This is a genomic window from Campylobacter concisus (assembly GCF_015230035.1).
GTDB lineage: Bacteria > Campylobacterota > Campylobacteria > Campylobacterales > Campylobacteraceae > Campylobacter_A > Campylobacter_A concisus_BK.
The window spans coordinates 14,686-29,235 of the sequence record NZ_JAAKZD010000013.1 but is presented as its reverse complement, the minus strand read 5'-3'; the positions used below and the strand labels follow the sequence as shown (position 1 = coordinate 29,235).

Genomic DNA, 14,550 nt, shown 5'->3' with positions numbered 1-14,550 from the left:
AAAGCTAGGTCTTTAAAAGCCTAGCTTTAGATAAAATGGCTCTAAATTTAAATATTAGTAACTTCAAGCCTTATCTGATCTGAGACTTCACTAAATTTATAAAGCAAATCACCACACTTATACTCTATGCATTTTTCATTAATCTCATCTTTTTTATCTTTTTTAGACAAAATTTTCTTCATAACGCCAGAAAGCTCTCTTTGCAAAAGCAGTTTATAAGACATCCCCATGCCGTGAGTTAGAGACTTTATAAATTTACCATCAACCTCGCTCTCATCTTTTATCATATGCAAAGTTGCGTCAAATTTTAGCTTCTTAAGAGTCTCATAAAGCTTGGTTTTATCCTTTGCGGGGGCTACTTCTTTATCATAAATGCAGTGATAGCTCACGTAAATTGGCTTTTTATAGCTGCTTTGAACAGTTAAATGATCTAAATTTAGGATGTTTCTTATCTCTTCTCTTGCATCACTAAAATAATATGGTGATTTATCATTAAGAGTCCAATAAGTTTTATCACAGAAATAAAGATTTAAATTTTCATATAAATTTCCAGTGCCACAGCCAAAAAACCTAGTAAAATCAATCTCCTTTCCAAAACCAATAAGTTTCCATAAAAATATAGCGTAAGAGCTATTATCTATCACCCCATCAACTAGCCAAGGAGCTATCTTAGCGCACATATGTGCCAAGTATCCACCATGTGAGCTGCCTACCATTATCACTGGTAGATGCTCAAATTTGGCACTATTTATATATTTTTTTGTATAAAGCACGGCATTTAGCACGTCCATTGCTTGCATAACGCCAAAATTTTGGTATTCGTTTTTTGTCGGCAGCATAGTCATACTGATATCTAAAATAAAATCATCTGGCAAGACCCCGCTCTCTTTTCTAATAGTGATCTCCTCGTTAAGACTTTTAAGTAAAACGCAGGTTTTATCATAGTTATCAACTATTTTTAAATCAATAGGTAAAGTTATACCGATCTTTGCCAATTCTCTTATTAGTATCACGCGGTCTATATCATCAAGCCCAAATTTTGCCCCAAGCTGTGGGCGGTTGCCTATACAGTGATAATCCACACTAATGCATGCCACATCATAAGACTCTACCATGCTTCGCATGAGATGGGTTCTATAGCCAGAGTCAGAGTCCTCTCCAAAACCAGAGATGATAACTAAAAGAGCTTTTGCCTCTTTAACATCGTCATAACAGGCATAAAAGGACAAAGTAGAACTTCTTTTTATGCCAAGCTCCACATCATCACAAGATAAAATTTCGTAGCTTCCATCAACTAGCATCTTAACTCCTTTTAAATTTCGCTAAATTTCTCTACCTTTGTGAGACGTTATAAAAAAAGCTAACGATCTGTTTTGCTAGGCGCTCTTTGAAAAATGGCCAGATATAGCTTGGCGAATAGACATTACCAGCTTGCATGAGCGAGATATTTGTCGCTTTCTCACCGCCATCTTTTGGGCGCACTAGCACGCTTACTTGCATGTAGTAAGCATAGCTGTTTGTGCTAAAGTCGTCATCATAATCATCATAATCAAACGGGAAAAACATCGAGTAGCCAAAGCCAAAACTTGGTCTGCCAAAGCCATATCCCATGCCCATTGAAAATCTAGGATCTCTTTTGGTTGTCCTAGAAAAGCTTTGCACGTCGCCAAGGATGATGAAGTCAGCATTTTTGATATTTGGCTCATTTCTAAAGCCAGCCTTTGCAAATTCGCTTATAATTTCAGCATTTACATCCTGCCCGGTCGCGCTATTTTTAAAATTTACATATACGCTTTTGTTTGCTTCACCAAGCGTAAAAAATATCGGATCGCTCGTTTTTACCGAGATATTTGGCGTGCTGCTAGCACATCCGACAAAAAATACCGCCAAGACAAATAAAAAGAAATTTCTCATCTTCACTCCTATAAGAGCGATCTTATAGCACCTTCAAGCACACTTTTTGGTGTAAGACCGATAAATTTTGATCGCATCTTACCATCTTTATCAAAAAAATAGATAACTGGCACGCCCATAACGCCACCAACCGCCTTGCTGAAGTAATCCACCGAGACCTTATCGCTTGTAGTTTTAAAGGTGATGTTGTGCTCTTTTAAGATTTCGATATCCTTATCAAAACCCTTGCTAGGCCCTAAAATGCCGATAAATTGAACCTCTTTGCCATACTCTTTTTCAAGTGCGTTTAGATCAGGGATCGCAGCCTTGCACACTCCGCAGTCCGTGCCAAAGAAAAAGAGCATATATGGCTTATCGCCGATCTTTAGGCGCTTTTCGGTTGGAAAAAACTGCGTATCGATGCCACTTGAATCATTTAGCGTGATGTGGTGCTTCTCATACTGCTTGACGCAGCCCAAGACTAGGGCTGAGACTAGACATAAAAGTAAAATTTTATATCGCATTTGGCACCTTTGGATTTTCGATAGTGCGGATATTCTCTAGTTTGCCGTGTCTTAGATAGACGATCTTATCGCCATACTCGCCTAGATCTGGGTTGTGAGTGACTAGAAGTATCGTCTTGCCCTCTTTTCTTAGCTTGCAAAAAAGATCAAGTATGATCCTCTCATTTGCCTCGTCAAGGTTACCAGTTGGCTCATCTGCTATTAAAATTTCAGGGTCGTTTATGAGCGAGCGCGCGATACAAAGGCGTTGTTGCTCGCCACCACTTAGCTGACTTGGTCTGTGCGTTAGCCTGTGAGATAGTCCAACTGCCTCAAGCGCCTTTTTAGCATCCTCTTCATCAACCGAGCTGTGATAATACTGCGCTATCATCACGTTTTCAAGCGCGCTAAGATATGGCACTAGGTGAAACTGCTGAAAGACAAGTCCGATCTTTTCGCGTCTAAATTTAAGCGTATCATCAGCATTTAGGTTGCTCGCATCATCGCCGCCAAGCATATAAACGCCACTACTTGGAGTATCCATTAGAGAAAGGATATTTACAAGCGTACTCTTACCACTACCGCTTGGTCCCATGACGCTGACCCACTCTCCCTTTTTAACCTCAAAACTTATATCATCAAGTGCTTTTACATCGCCAAAAATTTTACAAATATTTTTAAGCTCTAGTGCATTTTGCATATCATTCTCCTCTTAGTGTATCTGCCATTTTGTTATTAAGTGCCCGCTTAATCGGGTAAAACGCTGCGATCGCTGCAAAAAGAAGTGATATGACCACAGCTACTGGGATGCTTAGAATTCTAAAATCAATACTAGAATCAAATATCGCATAACCTAAAATTTGAGCTAGTAGATAACCTAAAAACGCTCCAACTAACGCTGAGATGAGCGCTGTCACAAATGTTTCAAAGCCAAACAGTCTTAGTACATCTTTTTTGCTTGCGCCTATGGCTCTAAGAAGTGCGATCTCCTTTGAGCGAGAAAGCAAGATAGCACTAAGCGTTGTATTTACGCACATTGAAGTAATGAGCAAGATGACAAGGCTAACAAGAGCCATTAAAAGTTTGATCTTTTCTAAGATATAGCCCTCAGACTTTGAGACCTTTGCCACTGGTTTTGCGACTATTTCATCGTTGCTTATAGTTTTTGCAAGCGATGTTATCTCGTCAAAATTTCCAAGCACAACAGCTTCAGCGTAGTTTATCTTGCCAACTTTGTTTGAAATTTTCTGAGCCAAAGATAGTGACGTGATCAAAAGAGCATCCTCTTTATCGCCACTTGCCACTACGCCTTTTATCTTTACATTTATGCTCTCATTTGAGCCAATGGCACGAATTTCTATATCATCGCCTGCTTTAAAGCCAGCTTGACGAGCAAGATCGACGCCTATTAGCACGTTTTTATCGTCAAAATCGACATTTATCATCGCTCCATCTCTAACATCTAAAAACGGCTTAACTTTTTTTAGATTGCTAAATTTTGTCCCCATGACGATGGCATTTGTTGGACCGATATTTGCCTGAGCAAAGAGATAACCGCTCTCACCAAGAAGCTTGTCTTTTGGCACCTTAGCGATCATTTCATTATAGGTTTTTTCGCTCATATCATCGCTTGTCGCCATATCTTTTGGAGCAAAGATCATATTTGCACCATAAGTTTTTAGCTCGCGTGAGACCTTTGAGTCGATATCTAGATAGACATTGACAAATGCCGCACACACGCACGCTCCAAGCAAGATCGAGATCACGATAACCATAACCCTTGATGAGCCATTTTTTAGGCTTTTGTAGATAAGGTTGTAAAAGAATTTGCTATTTGCGGTCATATAGCACCTCCGCAGGTAGTAAATTTATGACGTTTCTCATTGGCATTAGCGAGCCAACGACTGAGATGAGCAAGGCAAATGCCACGCTAATTGGCAGCACGATCCATGCTATGCCTATGCCGTGAGAGAAGATAATGTAAGACATCACGTAGCTTAGCGCGTATCCTAAAAATGCTCCAGTTATGCCTGCAAAAAAGGCAACCACAAGGCTCTCGCTAGCAAAAAGGGCGTAAATTTCAAAGTTACTAGCACCTATGGCTTTTAAAAGGCCGATCTCCTTTTTGCGGCGGTAAATTTCACTTGTCATTAGCGATGTTATGCCGATGGCTGAGACCACAAGAGCGATGATACTAACGATACCCATTAGGCTTTGAATTTTCTTTACGATATTACTCTCAGCGTCGCTTACTTGAAGGCTAGCTTTTGCGCTAACGTTTGGTAAATTTTCTTCTATCTGAAATGCGATAGATCCTGCGTAGGCCGAGCAGTACCATTTGTCGTACTCTGCGCTATCAAGGTTGTCTAAATTTCTTCTTGCTTTTAGCGATAGGTCGTTTTCTGGGATCGTCATGGCTGAGACCTCAGCTTTTGTATATGAGCCAGCGTGACCTGAGAGATCGCCAGCAAGTTTGAGCGAGCCTATTAGCTTATGTGCCTCATCGCTTGATCCTTTTAAGATACCAACCACGCTAACCTCTTTTGTGCCATTTTTGCCTACAAGGCTAAGCTTGTCGCCAACTTTTAAATTTTTAGCCTTTGCAAGCTCATCTCCTACTAAAATTTCATCCATGCTTTCATCTTTTGGCCAAGCGCCCTCAACGCCCCAAAATCCATACAAGCTCTTAACGCCTGTGCTAAATTCTGGCTCATCTTTTAGTCCGATATTTTTATCAAAATATGTCCCCTCAAAGCTAAACTCATCGCCCTTAGCATCTTTTACCTTTGTCTCTAAAAACGGAGCAAAAGCGACGATATTATTTCTCCAAAAGATCTCTTTTATCTTGTAGATATCAGCTTCTGGGAGTAAATTTTGTGATTTTAGTGGGGTGAAATTTTTACCCTCGATCTCGATGCTTAGACTCTCACCGCGTGGTAAAACGACGATATTTGAGCCATAACCTCTAAGCTCGCTTGCCACTTGATCGCCGATTTTTAGCGTGATATTTAGCATGCAAGCTATCAAAAGAGCAGCTAGCAAGATAGTGATAAACGCCATCGTCTTTTGCACCTTTGAGCCCGTGATCGAGCTTTTTATCATTCTTAGTTGCATATTTTTCATTTTAACGTTCCATTTGTTTCTACATATTTTTCTGGATTTGCTTCAAATTTCGCCTGAGTTTCGTTGCTCTCAAAGAAATATGTGCGTCCGTAGTATAAATATGATCTTGAATCAAGATTGCTCACCTTTTTGCGACTAACTGGGTCAAGCACCATCTTTTCGACGACCTTGCTAAAGTAGTTTGCCCCTGCGACGATCGTTTTGTAATCAACTATGATATTTTTACCATCAAAGGTAAATGCCATAGGGATCGGGTTACAACCGCCCTCTTTGCCAACTGACGGCAAGAAAATTCTAACATTACAAGAGATACAAATAAGGTCATTTCCTCTTTTTATGTAGCCCATATCGCCGCAAATCATGCACGAGTCAAAGACGATGACAGGAGATGGGCGGTCACTAAAGCGGTTTAGCAAGAAAAATCTTATCTGTTTGCCCTCATCTGTGATGTAGGCAAATCTGTGAAGTTCATTATCTTTTAACATATCAACATCAAATATAAATTTATCTCCCACTGGCTCAACCAAGAGTGGCTCTGAAATTTGAGGTGGGCGAGATGCGTAAAGATCAAAATAAAGAGAGAAGCCAAGCGCTATTAAAACGCTGCAAAATGCAAATTTTGCATTGTCAAAGACATTTTCTCTAACGGCTTTTGTAAAGCGGTATTTGATAGAGCCAAACGTGCTCTTATCGATACTTTTTGGAATAAAGCAAAGTGCGATGATGCATAAAAGTAGGATCACAACTATATAAAAATAGGCACTAAATTCTGTGACATAGATACCTTTTGCGCTGATAGATAAAATTTGAGAATTTAGCTCGCTACTTATCTTTAAAGCGCCTGCACGTAAAAGCTCGAGTGCAGTTTGTGAGCTTCTATCAACTAGCAAAAATACTAATGTGATAAGAGCTAAAATTTTAGCTACTAATGATGGGATGCTTGCTTTTAAATTTGAAATGAAGAAAAATAAAAATAGTATCAAGATCATCGCAAAGATCATCAAAAAGAAGCTTATGACTGAAAGCGTATCAAGCAGCTCGCCACCAAATAGTGGGAACAAAGCGCTACTTGAGCTATAACCAAAACCAAAGCCGATGCCTAAAATAAAAAATGTTACGATTTTTGCTATCTTAAGCTCGAAAAATATCCATAAAATGCTAATTAGTAGAAAAACCAGCGTCACTGAATCAATAAAAATTTTAAACTGGTCATCAACAAGCGCATGACGAGCAGCTTTAAAGATAAGCACACCAGCAACAACGCCAAGAAAAGATGGTAAAAAGATCGTTTTTAAACTTTTGCCATTGTTATTTAAGGCAGCAAAAAGCGTAAATCCAAGGAGGGCTAAAAAGACCTGATAGAAGTAAATTGACATAACTAAACCCTATGAGAATTTTTAAAAAGGGGCGAGAACGCCCCAAAGTGATTATTTAACAGGACCACCTGTCCATTGAAATTTATAAGTTGTTGTGAAAGGCTCAAACCATTTACCAACACCAGTCTCTTTGTCAGCGTGGCGACCAAAGCCTTGTTTTTCTGGATTGTCGATGTGGAATTTAAGCTCATAGTTGCCAACACCTGTATCCATTTTTACGTTAGCGCCGTAGTGTGGGCCATCGCTTGCAACCATAGGCATAAATGTACCTTTTTTAGTTTTGCCATTATCAAGGTTTTTTAGCTCATAGTTGATCTTTAGATATGGGATCCACTCGCCTTCGCCAAAGCCGTTTTTGTTGCCTTTTATAGCGTGGATGTCAGCCTCTAAGTGAAGATCAGCCAAGCTTGGAGCTAGATCAACGCCTTTTGGCTCCATATCGATTGGCTCAAGATAAACTGCAGCTATCTCCATGCCATTAGCCTCTACAGGCTCGCCGATTGGGTGCTCTCCAGCAAGTGCAAAACCAGCTGCTAGGCTAAGTGCTAGAGCTGAACTAAGAATTTTATTCATATCCTCTCCTTTATATAAGATTAGTTTTTATTTTGTTTTGATTTCATGATAACGATGCCTATAATTAGGGCAAGCACCATAATGATTTGAGGTATTAAACTCTCGTAATATGGCATAAGTCCTAGCCAGTCTCTCATCCAGTCAGGGAAATTTAGTCCTTTTATGATAGTTGGGATGAAAATTTTGCCCTCAACTAGCTCGCCAACGCCCTTGCCAACAAAGACGATCGACATGTAAAAGATAATCGCTGATGTAAATATAAAAAATGGCTTAATAGGAATTTTAATAGCGAAAATTTTAAATAAGAAATAGACTATCAAAAGAACGATAAGACCTACGACAAAGCCAGCTGCGATCATTGAGTAGCCAGCTGAGTCTTTTGCGTCAAAGATAAGCGCTTGATAAAATAGCACTGTCTCAGCGCCCTCTCTAAATACCGCTAAAAATACAGTCCACCAAAGCATCGTGCTTGAGCCACTTGAGATAGACTCAGATAAGTGAGATTTGATGTAGTCGTTCCATTTTTTAGCGCCAGCATTTGAAAGAAGCCAGAAGCCAACATAAAATAGAAGTCCCACTGCAACAAGCATCGTGATGCCTTCCATAAGCTCTCTTTTTTGACCTGCTGCCTCGCCAAAGATGACGTTCATTATCCAAGCCATGACAAAGCTTAAGATGACAGCCACGCCAACTGAGCTATATACGACCTTGCCCATAGATTTTGCATTGCCAGTTTTTACAAGATATGCAACGACGGCTGCAACGATGATAAGAGCCTCAAAACCCTCTCTTAAGATGATAGTTAGAGCCCAGATAAATAGCGTCCAAGGTGAGCTTGAACCGCTAGTTTTCTCAAGTGCAGCTGCTAGCTGAGATGACATCTTGCTTGCACTCTCTTCAAGTGTTTTTTCATCTGCACCTGATTTCATAAGGGCTACAAGGTTACCAAATGTAGCTTCGATAGCTGTTTTTAAATTTACATCTATCGCACCTACTTTGTTCTCCATGCCGCTACCTTCGAACTCATCAAAGTAGATGTCTTGGATATCGCCCATAGCTTTAGCGCTATTGCCACCTTTGTAAAGCGCGATGGCTGCTTGAATTTTGTCATTTATGTTTTTAACAGTTTGAGTGTAGTCTGTGCCACTATCTTCGCTGCTATCGCTAGATGCTGCACTACTCATATCAACTTTTGCTAGTTTTACTGTTTCAGCTGGAAGTTTTGCAACGGCATCATAAGCTAACTTTTTGATCTCTTCTAGCTTTACTTTAAAGTCATCTTTGCTTATGCCATTTGTGATGCCACTGATCGCTTCACCCATCTTTCTTTGGATGTCAGCATCTATGCTTTTGCCATTTTCTATATATTGGCGAACGGCGATTTCAAGTTGAGTGTTTCTATAATCATTAAATTTAGCATCTTGGATAGAATTTTTAGCATCATCTTGTTTATCGCTCTCGTAGCTTGCTATGGCTTTATCCAAAGTAGCTGATAAATTTTCAAATGCTACCTTCCACTCAGGGATAAATTTAGAAGTGTCATAGCCACTTGCAGCAGCTTGTGCTGGATTGTCTGAATACTCACCAACAAGCTTATGTCCATTTAAAATAACTGGCAAAACTTCAGCGATTTCGCTATTTATCTGATCTATTCTTTTTTGCACGTCATCTGGTGCTTCGCCAGCTTTTATCGCCTTTCTGATCTCGCCAAACTGCTTCTCCATAGAGTAAGCTTTTTTCTGACCTAAATTTATTCTGATGCCAGCTTCGACATCTTCAAATAGACCAAAATAAGCATTTTGAGTATCGCTAACTGCTTGCTCGACGTTACCAGCTCTATACTCTGTTATTACTTTTTGTAATGACTCTTTTATCTGAGCTGCGACTTGTGTGTAGTCGTCATTTTTTGCCACAAGCCAGATAGGAAGTAGCATGATAAGCATAAATTTAAAAAATTTATTCATTAATTAAACCACCTGTGAGATTATTTTAAAGTGAAATATTACCAATGCTTTACTTTGATTAAAATAAAAACGATTATCATAAAAGAATGTAATTTGAAAGCATAAATAATATTTTTTACAATCTAATAATCAACTTTACGTAAATTTAGGGCTTTACAGGGTTAGAGTAAAATTTCATATTGAGATAAAAAAGTTATATATTTTTGATAATTTTAATAGATAAGAAAAATTATTGATGAAATTTTAGATTATAAAAATCATAAAAATAATTTAAATTTTATAAATTTAAAAGGAGAGCAAGCGCCCTCCTTAGTGTTATACGTTTAGTCCTGTATTTCTTAGCATAACGCGTTTGCGATATACATTTGAAACCTCAGCAGCGTCGCCAACTAAAAGTGCGTTTGTAGAACAGATAGCCGCACACATAGGAACTTTGCCCTCAGCCATTCTGTTTTGACCGTAAAGCTCTCTCTCCTCGTGTGAGTTAGTTGGCTCTGGACCGCCTGCACACATAGTGCATTTATCCATTACGCCTTTTACGCCAAATGCCCCATCTTTAGGGAACTGCGGCGCACCAAATGGACAAGCATATAAGCAGTATCCACAGCCTATGCACTTGTTTTTATCGTGAAGCACGATGCCATCAGCTCTAATGTAGAAACAATCAACCGGACAAACTTGCTCGCAAGGTGCGTCGGTGCAGTGCTGGCATGCGATAGTGGTTGAAACCTCTTTGCCCTCGATGCCATCGTGAAGCGTGATAACCTTTCTTCTATAAATTCCTACTGGAAGCTCGTGAGCAGAAGAGCAAGCGACTTGACATCCATAGCAGCTGATACATCTATTAGTATCTACAAAAAATTTCATTCTTGCCATTTTTCTCTCCTTACTCTTTACCTAGGGCGTCTCTCTCGCCATACTCGTGATAAAACGATGTTTTAAAGGTATTCTCTTCAGCTTTTTCTATGCGGCAAAGACCTGCGTTAAATTCTGAAATTTGAGTAACAGGGTCAAATCCGTAGTTAGTAACTGTGTTAAAGCTCTCGCCGATGACATAAGGCTTAGTGCCCTCTGGGTAGCGAGCTGAGAGATCGACACCTTGCATAACGCCAGCGAAGTTGTAAGGCATACAAATTCTATCTGGAGTTACCATATAGCTGTGATAGCATCTTACTTTGATCTTCGTGCCTTGTGGGCTGTGGATCCACATCATATCGCGATCTTTTATGCCGTATTTTAAAGCAAGCTCAGGATGGACGTTAGCAAACATCTCAGGTGTGATAGCTGAGAGGTATTTACTAGTTCTTTCTATCATTCCCGCACCACTTAAATTTACGACGCGTTGCGTACTAAATACGATAGGAAACTCTTTTGACCAGTCTTTTGCTTGTTGCTCTGACTTAAATCTAGTAGAAACACGGAAATTTCTAGCTTGATCATCAAATGTCGGATACTTTTGGACAAGATCCCAGCGTGGTGAGTGGATAGGCTCTCTATGTTTTGGGATAGGATCAAGGAATTCCCAAACGATAGCTCTAGCTCTTGCATTACCATACGGCACAACCCCTTTTTCACGGCATTTTTCTAAGATGATACCGCTGTAGTCCATGCTCCAGCTAGGTCCTATCTTAGCCTTCTCCTCTTCTGTTAGAGTGATGCCTAGGACTTTTTCTATATTATCTTTTGTGATTTGTGGGTAGCCACCTTTTATAGCTGAGCCAACCAAAGTTGCCTCTTCGCTAGCTAGCTGACTAACGCCGTTATGCTCTAAGCCAAAGCGGTTTCTAAAGCCAGAGCCACCCTCTGCATAAGGCTTGCTCATATCATAAAGTATCGGTGTGCCAGGGTGTTTTTCATCCCATGCTGGCCATGGCTTGCCGTAGTACTCGCCTTTTACCTCGCCGCCAAGACCTATTAGCGTATCTGGGTCAAATTTATCCCAGTTTGCTTGGTGGCGTCTAAACATCTCAGCAGTTCTGCCGACAAGACCTATAGAATTTCCAACCCTTGCTATCTCGTTTGTCGCATCATCTGGCCATACAAAGTCATCTTTTACTTGTTTTAGCTCTCTATCTACGACATCCATCTTCATGCCTTTTACGTATTCATCATAAAAGCCAAATTTCTTAGCAAATGCAAACATAACTTCGTGATCGCCCTTGCTCTCATAAAGTGGATCAACGACTTTTGTTCTCCACTGACCTGAGCGGTTTGTAGCGTTTAAGTGGCCTTCGTTTTCAAAGGCAGTTGCCACTGGCAAGATATAGACACCATCTTTTCTATCTGAAAGGATAGAAATTTCATTTACAAATGGCTCAGCAACTACGATCATATCTAGTTTTGAAGCTGCTTCTTGAATTTTAGCTAGGTGCGCCATAGATGTTAGACCAGTTCCTTGAACCCAAAGAACCCTTAATGCGCCACTGCTAAAGGTATTTTCTTCTTTTAAGACGCCTTGCCACCATTTTGAAAGTGACCAGCCTTTTTCATTTCTCCAGTTTCTATCCTCTGGATTTTTAGGATCGTGGTAATAATACTCTTCAAAAACAGTGTTTTTAACTGGAGTGCCACCTTGTTTTGGCTCTTTAGTTGAGACTGCAAAGCGTTTGATAAACTCGTCATAATCAACACCCCAGCCTTGGCAGTAGTACTTCCAAGCCGCGTCAGTTAGTCCGTAATACATCGGCAAGCTATCTGAGAGGTTACACATGTCAGTTGAGCCTTGAACGTTGTCGTGACCACGGATGATGTTACAGCCGCCGCCTGGTTTGCCCATGTTGCCTAGGATTAGTTGAAGGATAGGTAAAATTCTCGTATTTGAGCTACCAACTGAGTGCTGAGTGATGCCAAGTGCCCAGATCACCGTGCCTGGTTTTGTGTGAGCTAGGATATTTGCAGCCTCCATTAGCTTATCAACTGGTACGCCTGTAACGTCAGATGTGACCTCTGGTGTCCAGTGCTCAGCCTCTTTTGCTATCTCGTCGATACCATAAGTTCTATTTTTTATAAATTCTTTATCTTCCCAGCCATTTTTTAAGATGATGTGGATGAGGCCATAAACAAGTGCTATATCAGTACCTGATCTTTGTCTTAGGTATAGATCAGCGTGTGCAGCTGATTTTGTAAAATTTGGATCAGCTACGATCACTTTTGCGTTGTTTCTATCTTTTGCTTGCAAAGTGTGCTTCATGCCGCCAACTGGGTTTGCCACAGCTGGATTTGCACCTATTATAAATATACATTTTGAATTTGCAGCCATATCTCCAAAGTGGTTTGTCATCGCGCCATAACCCCAAGTATTCGCCACACCGGCGACTGTTGCGCTATGTCAAATTCTTGCTACGTGGTCGTTGCTGTTTGTGCCCCAAAACGCAGCAAATTTTCTAAAGTAATATGCTTGTTCGTTGTTAAATTTCGCAGACCCTAAGAATATAACGCTATCAGGTCCATCTTCTTTGCGGATCTGAAGCATCTTATCGCCGATCTCATTTACAGCTTGATCCCATGAAATTCTCTGCCATTTGCCATCAACCTTTTTCATAGGATATTTGATGCGTTGTTTGCTGTGTGTAAGGTCGATCTGATCGATACCTTTTGAGCAGTGTGAGCCTTGAGATATCGGGTGAAACATCGCCATATCTTGACGAACCCAAACACCATCTTGTACCTCAGCCTCGATACCACAGCCTGCTGAGCATATAGAACAAATAGTTCTAACCTTTTTTGAGCCAGGGAAAGGATCTTTTATCTCCTCTGCGCTAGCGTGTCTTATCGTATCATTTTGTCCAAAAGCCATTGTGGTGCCAGCACCTAGTGCGGCTAGCTTCAAAAATGAACGTCTTCCTATACGTGCATCACTCATGGTTATCTCCCTTAGTATGCGATTTTATAGTAGGTTTCCCAGTTTTTGCTTTTTTTATAAAGCACCTCTTTTTTGTTTGACTTGCCCACGACAACGCCATTGTCATCAGGAGCCAAGTCATCACTAGTCACTTTTGCTACGGCTGAGACTGCGAGTACACCGCCGGCAGCACCGACTTTTAGAGATTTTTTAAGAAAATCTCTTCTTGATCCTTGCATTTTTCCTCCTTATGCCTCAAAATTTTTGAGAAATTTGGTTCATTGATATGTAAAATTTGCATATTTAGAATTTCTAAAATATCGCAAATAGCCTATTTTATGGCATTTTAGCGCCCTAAAGTTAAACTATGTAAATTTAGCATATTTCTAAGTTAAGCAAAGTAAATATAAAAGTTTAATTAAGAATGTTAAGTATTTATTAAAAATATAGTTAAATATACTTTAAATTTATAAAATTTATTTGTAGTAGAAATTCTAGGGAGAGCTCCCTAGAAAATGTTATTTTAGATCGCTTTTATTTACGATAAATGGCACCGATCTAACGCCAGCTGCAAAGTATTTTTTGCGCAGATTATCGATCTTTGCGACATCTTCTTTACTAACGCTCTTATCATCTACATTGTAGTCTTCAGCGTAGTATTTTCTTAAAATTTTAACCTTGTCACTGTCACTCTTAGCAGCTTTTGCATCTTTGTAGATTAGTGAGCTTTTTTGAAGTGATGAGACGTCATGCACTGGAGTTAGGACGATCTCTACGTTGCTATCTTTTAGCGTTGTCTCGATCTTTGCTAGCTCAGCTCTGCAGTATGGGCACTCTGGGTCTGAAAACATTATGATAGTTGGTTTTTTAGGGTCGCTACCAAGAACGATGATGTTTGCCTTGTCTTCATCTTTATAAATTTTAGAAATTCCCTTTGCGATGACCTCTTTTTTCACTTCAGCGAGGTATGATTTTTGCTCTTTTAGATCGATCACGTCTGGGAAGATGAAGTCACCTTTTGTAAAAACTATCTCATCTTGTGAGTTGCCATCTTTGCTTAGTTTTACCACGACAGCTTCGATATCGCCTGCCACTTTGTGACGATCGGCTACCTTTACTTTTACGCTGCTATCAACCATTTGAGAGTAGAAGTCCTCTATTTGCTTATCGCTTGCTGCCATTAGGCTAGTTGCCGCGATGACTGAGGCTAAGATCACTTTTTTCATTTTTATCCTTTTTAAAAATTTGGCGGATTATATTTGCTTTTTGTAAATGAA

13 protein-coding genes and 1 pseudogene are annotated in these 14,550 nt (G+C 39.9%); all 14 read right to left on the bottom strand.

Features of this window, described 5'->3' with window-relative positions; all coding sequences use genetic code 11:
- Nucleotides 1–47 precede the first annotated feature (47 nt).
- The 14 genes and pseudogenes from G6W41_RS08630 to G6W41_RS08565 all read right to left on the bottom strand — a co-directional run bounded on the left by G6W41_RS08630 (nucleotide 48) and on the right by G6W41_RS08565 (nucleotide 14,499).
- Entirely contained in the window at nucleotides 48–1,301 is a 1,254-nt protein-coding gene (locus G6W41_RS08630) for a DUF2920 family protein (protein WP_194171245.1), read from the bottom strand.
- 31 nt (nucleotides 1,302–1,332) lie between these two features.
- Complete coding sequence (locus G6W41_RS08625; protein WP_103595235.1) at nucleotides 1,333–1,914, bottom strand: hypothetical protein; 582 nt, start codon at nucleotides 1,912–1,914, stop codon at nucleotides 1,333–1,335.
- Between the two features lie 8 nt (nucleotides 1,915–1,922).
- Nucleotides 1,923–2,417 carry a TlpA family protein disulfide reductase gene (locus G6W41_RS08620; RefSeq protein ID WP_009294896.1) on the bottom strand — a complete coding sequence of 165 codons (495 nt, stop codon included), beginning with the start codon at nucleotides 2,415–2,417 and terminating at the stop codon, nucleotides 1,923–1,925.
- Nucleotides 2,407–3,096, bottom strand: a complete 690-nt coding sequence (locus G6W41_RS08615; RefSeq protein ID WP_009294897.1) for an ABC transporter ATP-binding protein — start codon at nucleotides 3,094–3,096, stop codon at nucleotides 2,407–2,409. Before G6W41_RS08615 ends, G6W41_RS08620 begins: the two co-directional genes overlap by 11 nt.
- Nucleotide 3,097: 1 nt before the next feature.
- A complete protein-coding gene (locus G6W41_RS08610) occupies nucleotides 3,098–4,240 on the bottom strand; it encodes an ABC transporter permease (RefSeq protein ID WP_194171244.1) in 1,143 nt (380 codons plus the stop codon).
- On the bottom strand, nucleotides 4,227–5,519 hold the full coding sequence (locus G6W41_RS08605) for an ABC transporter permease (protein WP_194171243.1): 1,293 nt from the start codon (nucleotides 5,517–5,519) through the stop codon (nucleotides 4,227–4,229). Before G6W41_RS08605 ends, G6W41_RS08610 begins: the two co-directional genes overlap by 14 nt.
- Entirely contained in the window at nucleotides 5,516–6,895 is a 1,380-nt protein-coding gene (locus G6W41_RS08600; protein ID WP_103649729.1) for a Fe-S-containing protein, read from the bottom strand. The genes G6W41_RS08605 and G6W41_RS08600 overlap by 4 nt, the downstream gene beginning before the upstream one ends.
- A gap of 51 nt (nucleotides 6,896–6,946) precedes the next feature.
- Nucleotides 6,947–7,468, bottom strand: a complete 522-nt coding sequence (locus tag G6W41_RS08595; RefSeq protein ID WP_004317727.1) for an iron transporter — start codon at nucleotides 7,466–7,468, stop codon at nucleotides 6,947–6,949.
- A gap of 20 nt (nucleotides 7,469–7,488) precedes the next feature.
- A complete protein-coding gene (locus G6W41_RS08590; protein ID WP_194171242.1) occupies nucleotides 7,489–9,432 on the bottom strand; it encodes an FTR1 family iron permease in 1,944 nt (647 codons plus the stop codon).
- A gap of 315 nt (nucleotides 9,433–9,747) precedes the next feature.
- Nucleotides 9,748–10,308 carry a formate dehydrogenase FDH3 subunit beta gene (fdh3B, locus tag G6W41_RS08585; RefSeq protein WP_021092752.1) on the bottom strand — a complete coding sequence of 187 codons (561 nt, stop codon included), beginning with the start codon at nucleotides 10,306–10,308 and terminating at the stop codon, nucleotides 9,748–9,750.
- A 10-nt stretch (nucleotides 10,309–10,318) separates the two neighbouring features.
- Nucleotides 10,319–12,973, bottom strand: coding sequence for a formate dehydrogenase subunit alpha (locus tag G6W41_RS08580; RefSeq protein ID WP_242039946.1), 2,655 nt, complete (start codon nucleotides 12,971–12,973; stop codon nucleotides 10,319–10,321).
- A 60-nt stretch (nucleotides 12,974–13,033) separates the two neighbouring features.
- Nucleotides 13,034–13,228: pseudogene (locus G6W41_RS10380) on the bottom strand (hypothetical protein); the annotation flags it as partial.
- A gap of 77 nt (nucleotides 13,229–13,305) precedes the next feature.
- Nucleotides 13,306–13,512 (bottom strand): twin-arginine translocation signal domain-containing protein, encoded by a 207-nt coding sequence (locus G6W41_RS08570; protein WP_009294906.1) that lies wholly within the window; start codon nucleotides 13,510–13,512, stop codon nucleotides 13,306–13,308.
- Nucleotides 13,513–13,791: 279 nt separating this feature from the next.
- Nucleotides 13,792–14,499 (bottom strand): thioredoxin domain-containing protein, encoded by a 708-nt coding sequence (locus tag G6W41_RS08565; RefSeq protein ID WP_103649732.1) that lies wholly within the window; start codon nucleotides 14,497–14,499, stop codon nucleotides 13,792–13,794.
- Between the last annotated feature and the right edge of the window lie 51 nt (nucleotides 14,500–14,550).

Bases quoted from the DNA above. Each gene is read 5' to 3' on its own strand.
- G6W41_RS08625 (WP_103595235.1), bottom strand. From the start codon at position 1,914: ATGAGAAATTTCTTTTTATTTGTCTTGGCGGTATTTTTTGTCGGATGT.
- fdh3B (WP_021092752.1), bottom strand. From the start codon at position 10,308: ATGGCAAGAATGAAATTTTTTGTAGATACTAATAGATGTATCAGCTGC.
- G6W41_RS08610 (WP_194171244.1), bottom strand. From the start codon at position 4,240: ATGACCGCAAATAGCAAATTCTTTTACAACCTTATCTACAAAAGCCTA.
- G6W41_RS08605 (WP_194171243.1), bottom strand. From the start codon at position 5,519: ATGAAAAATATGCAACTAAGAATGATAAAAAGCTCGATCACGGGCTCA.
- G6W41_RS08570 (WP_009294906.1), bottom strand. From the start codon at position 13,512: ATGCAAGGATCAAGAAGAGATTTTCTTAAAAAATCTCTAAAAGTCGGT.
- G6W41_RS08600 (WP_103649729.1), bottom strand. From the start codon at position 6,895: ATGTCAATTTACTTCTATCAGGTCTTTTTAGCCCTCCTTGGATTTACG.
- G6W41_RS08595 (WP_004317727.1), bottom strand. From the start codon at position 7,468: ATGAATAAAATTCTTAGTTCAGCTCTAGCACTTAGCCTAGCAGCTGGT.
- G6W41_RS08590 (WP_194171242.1), bottom strand. From the start codon at position 9,432: ATGAATAAATTTTTTAAATTTATGCTTATCATGCTACTTCCTATCTGG.
- G6W41_RS08565 (WP_103649732.1), bottom strand. From the start codon at position 14,499: ATGAAAAAAGTGATCTTAGCCTCAGTCATCGCGGCAACTAGCCTAATG.
- G6W41_RS08615 (WP_009294897.1), bottom strand. From the start codon at position 3,096: ATGCAAAATGCACTAGAGCTTAAAAATATTTGTAAAATTTTTGGCGAT.
- G6W41_RS08620 (WP_009294896.1), bottom strand. From the start codon at position 2,417: ATGCGATATAAAATTTTACTTTTATGTCTAGTCTCAGCCCTAGTCTTG.
- G6W41_RS08630 (WP_194171245.1), bottom strand. From the start codon at position 1,301: ATGCTAGTTGATGGAAGCTACGAAATTTTATCTTGTGATGATGTGGAG.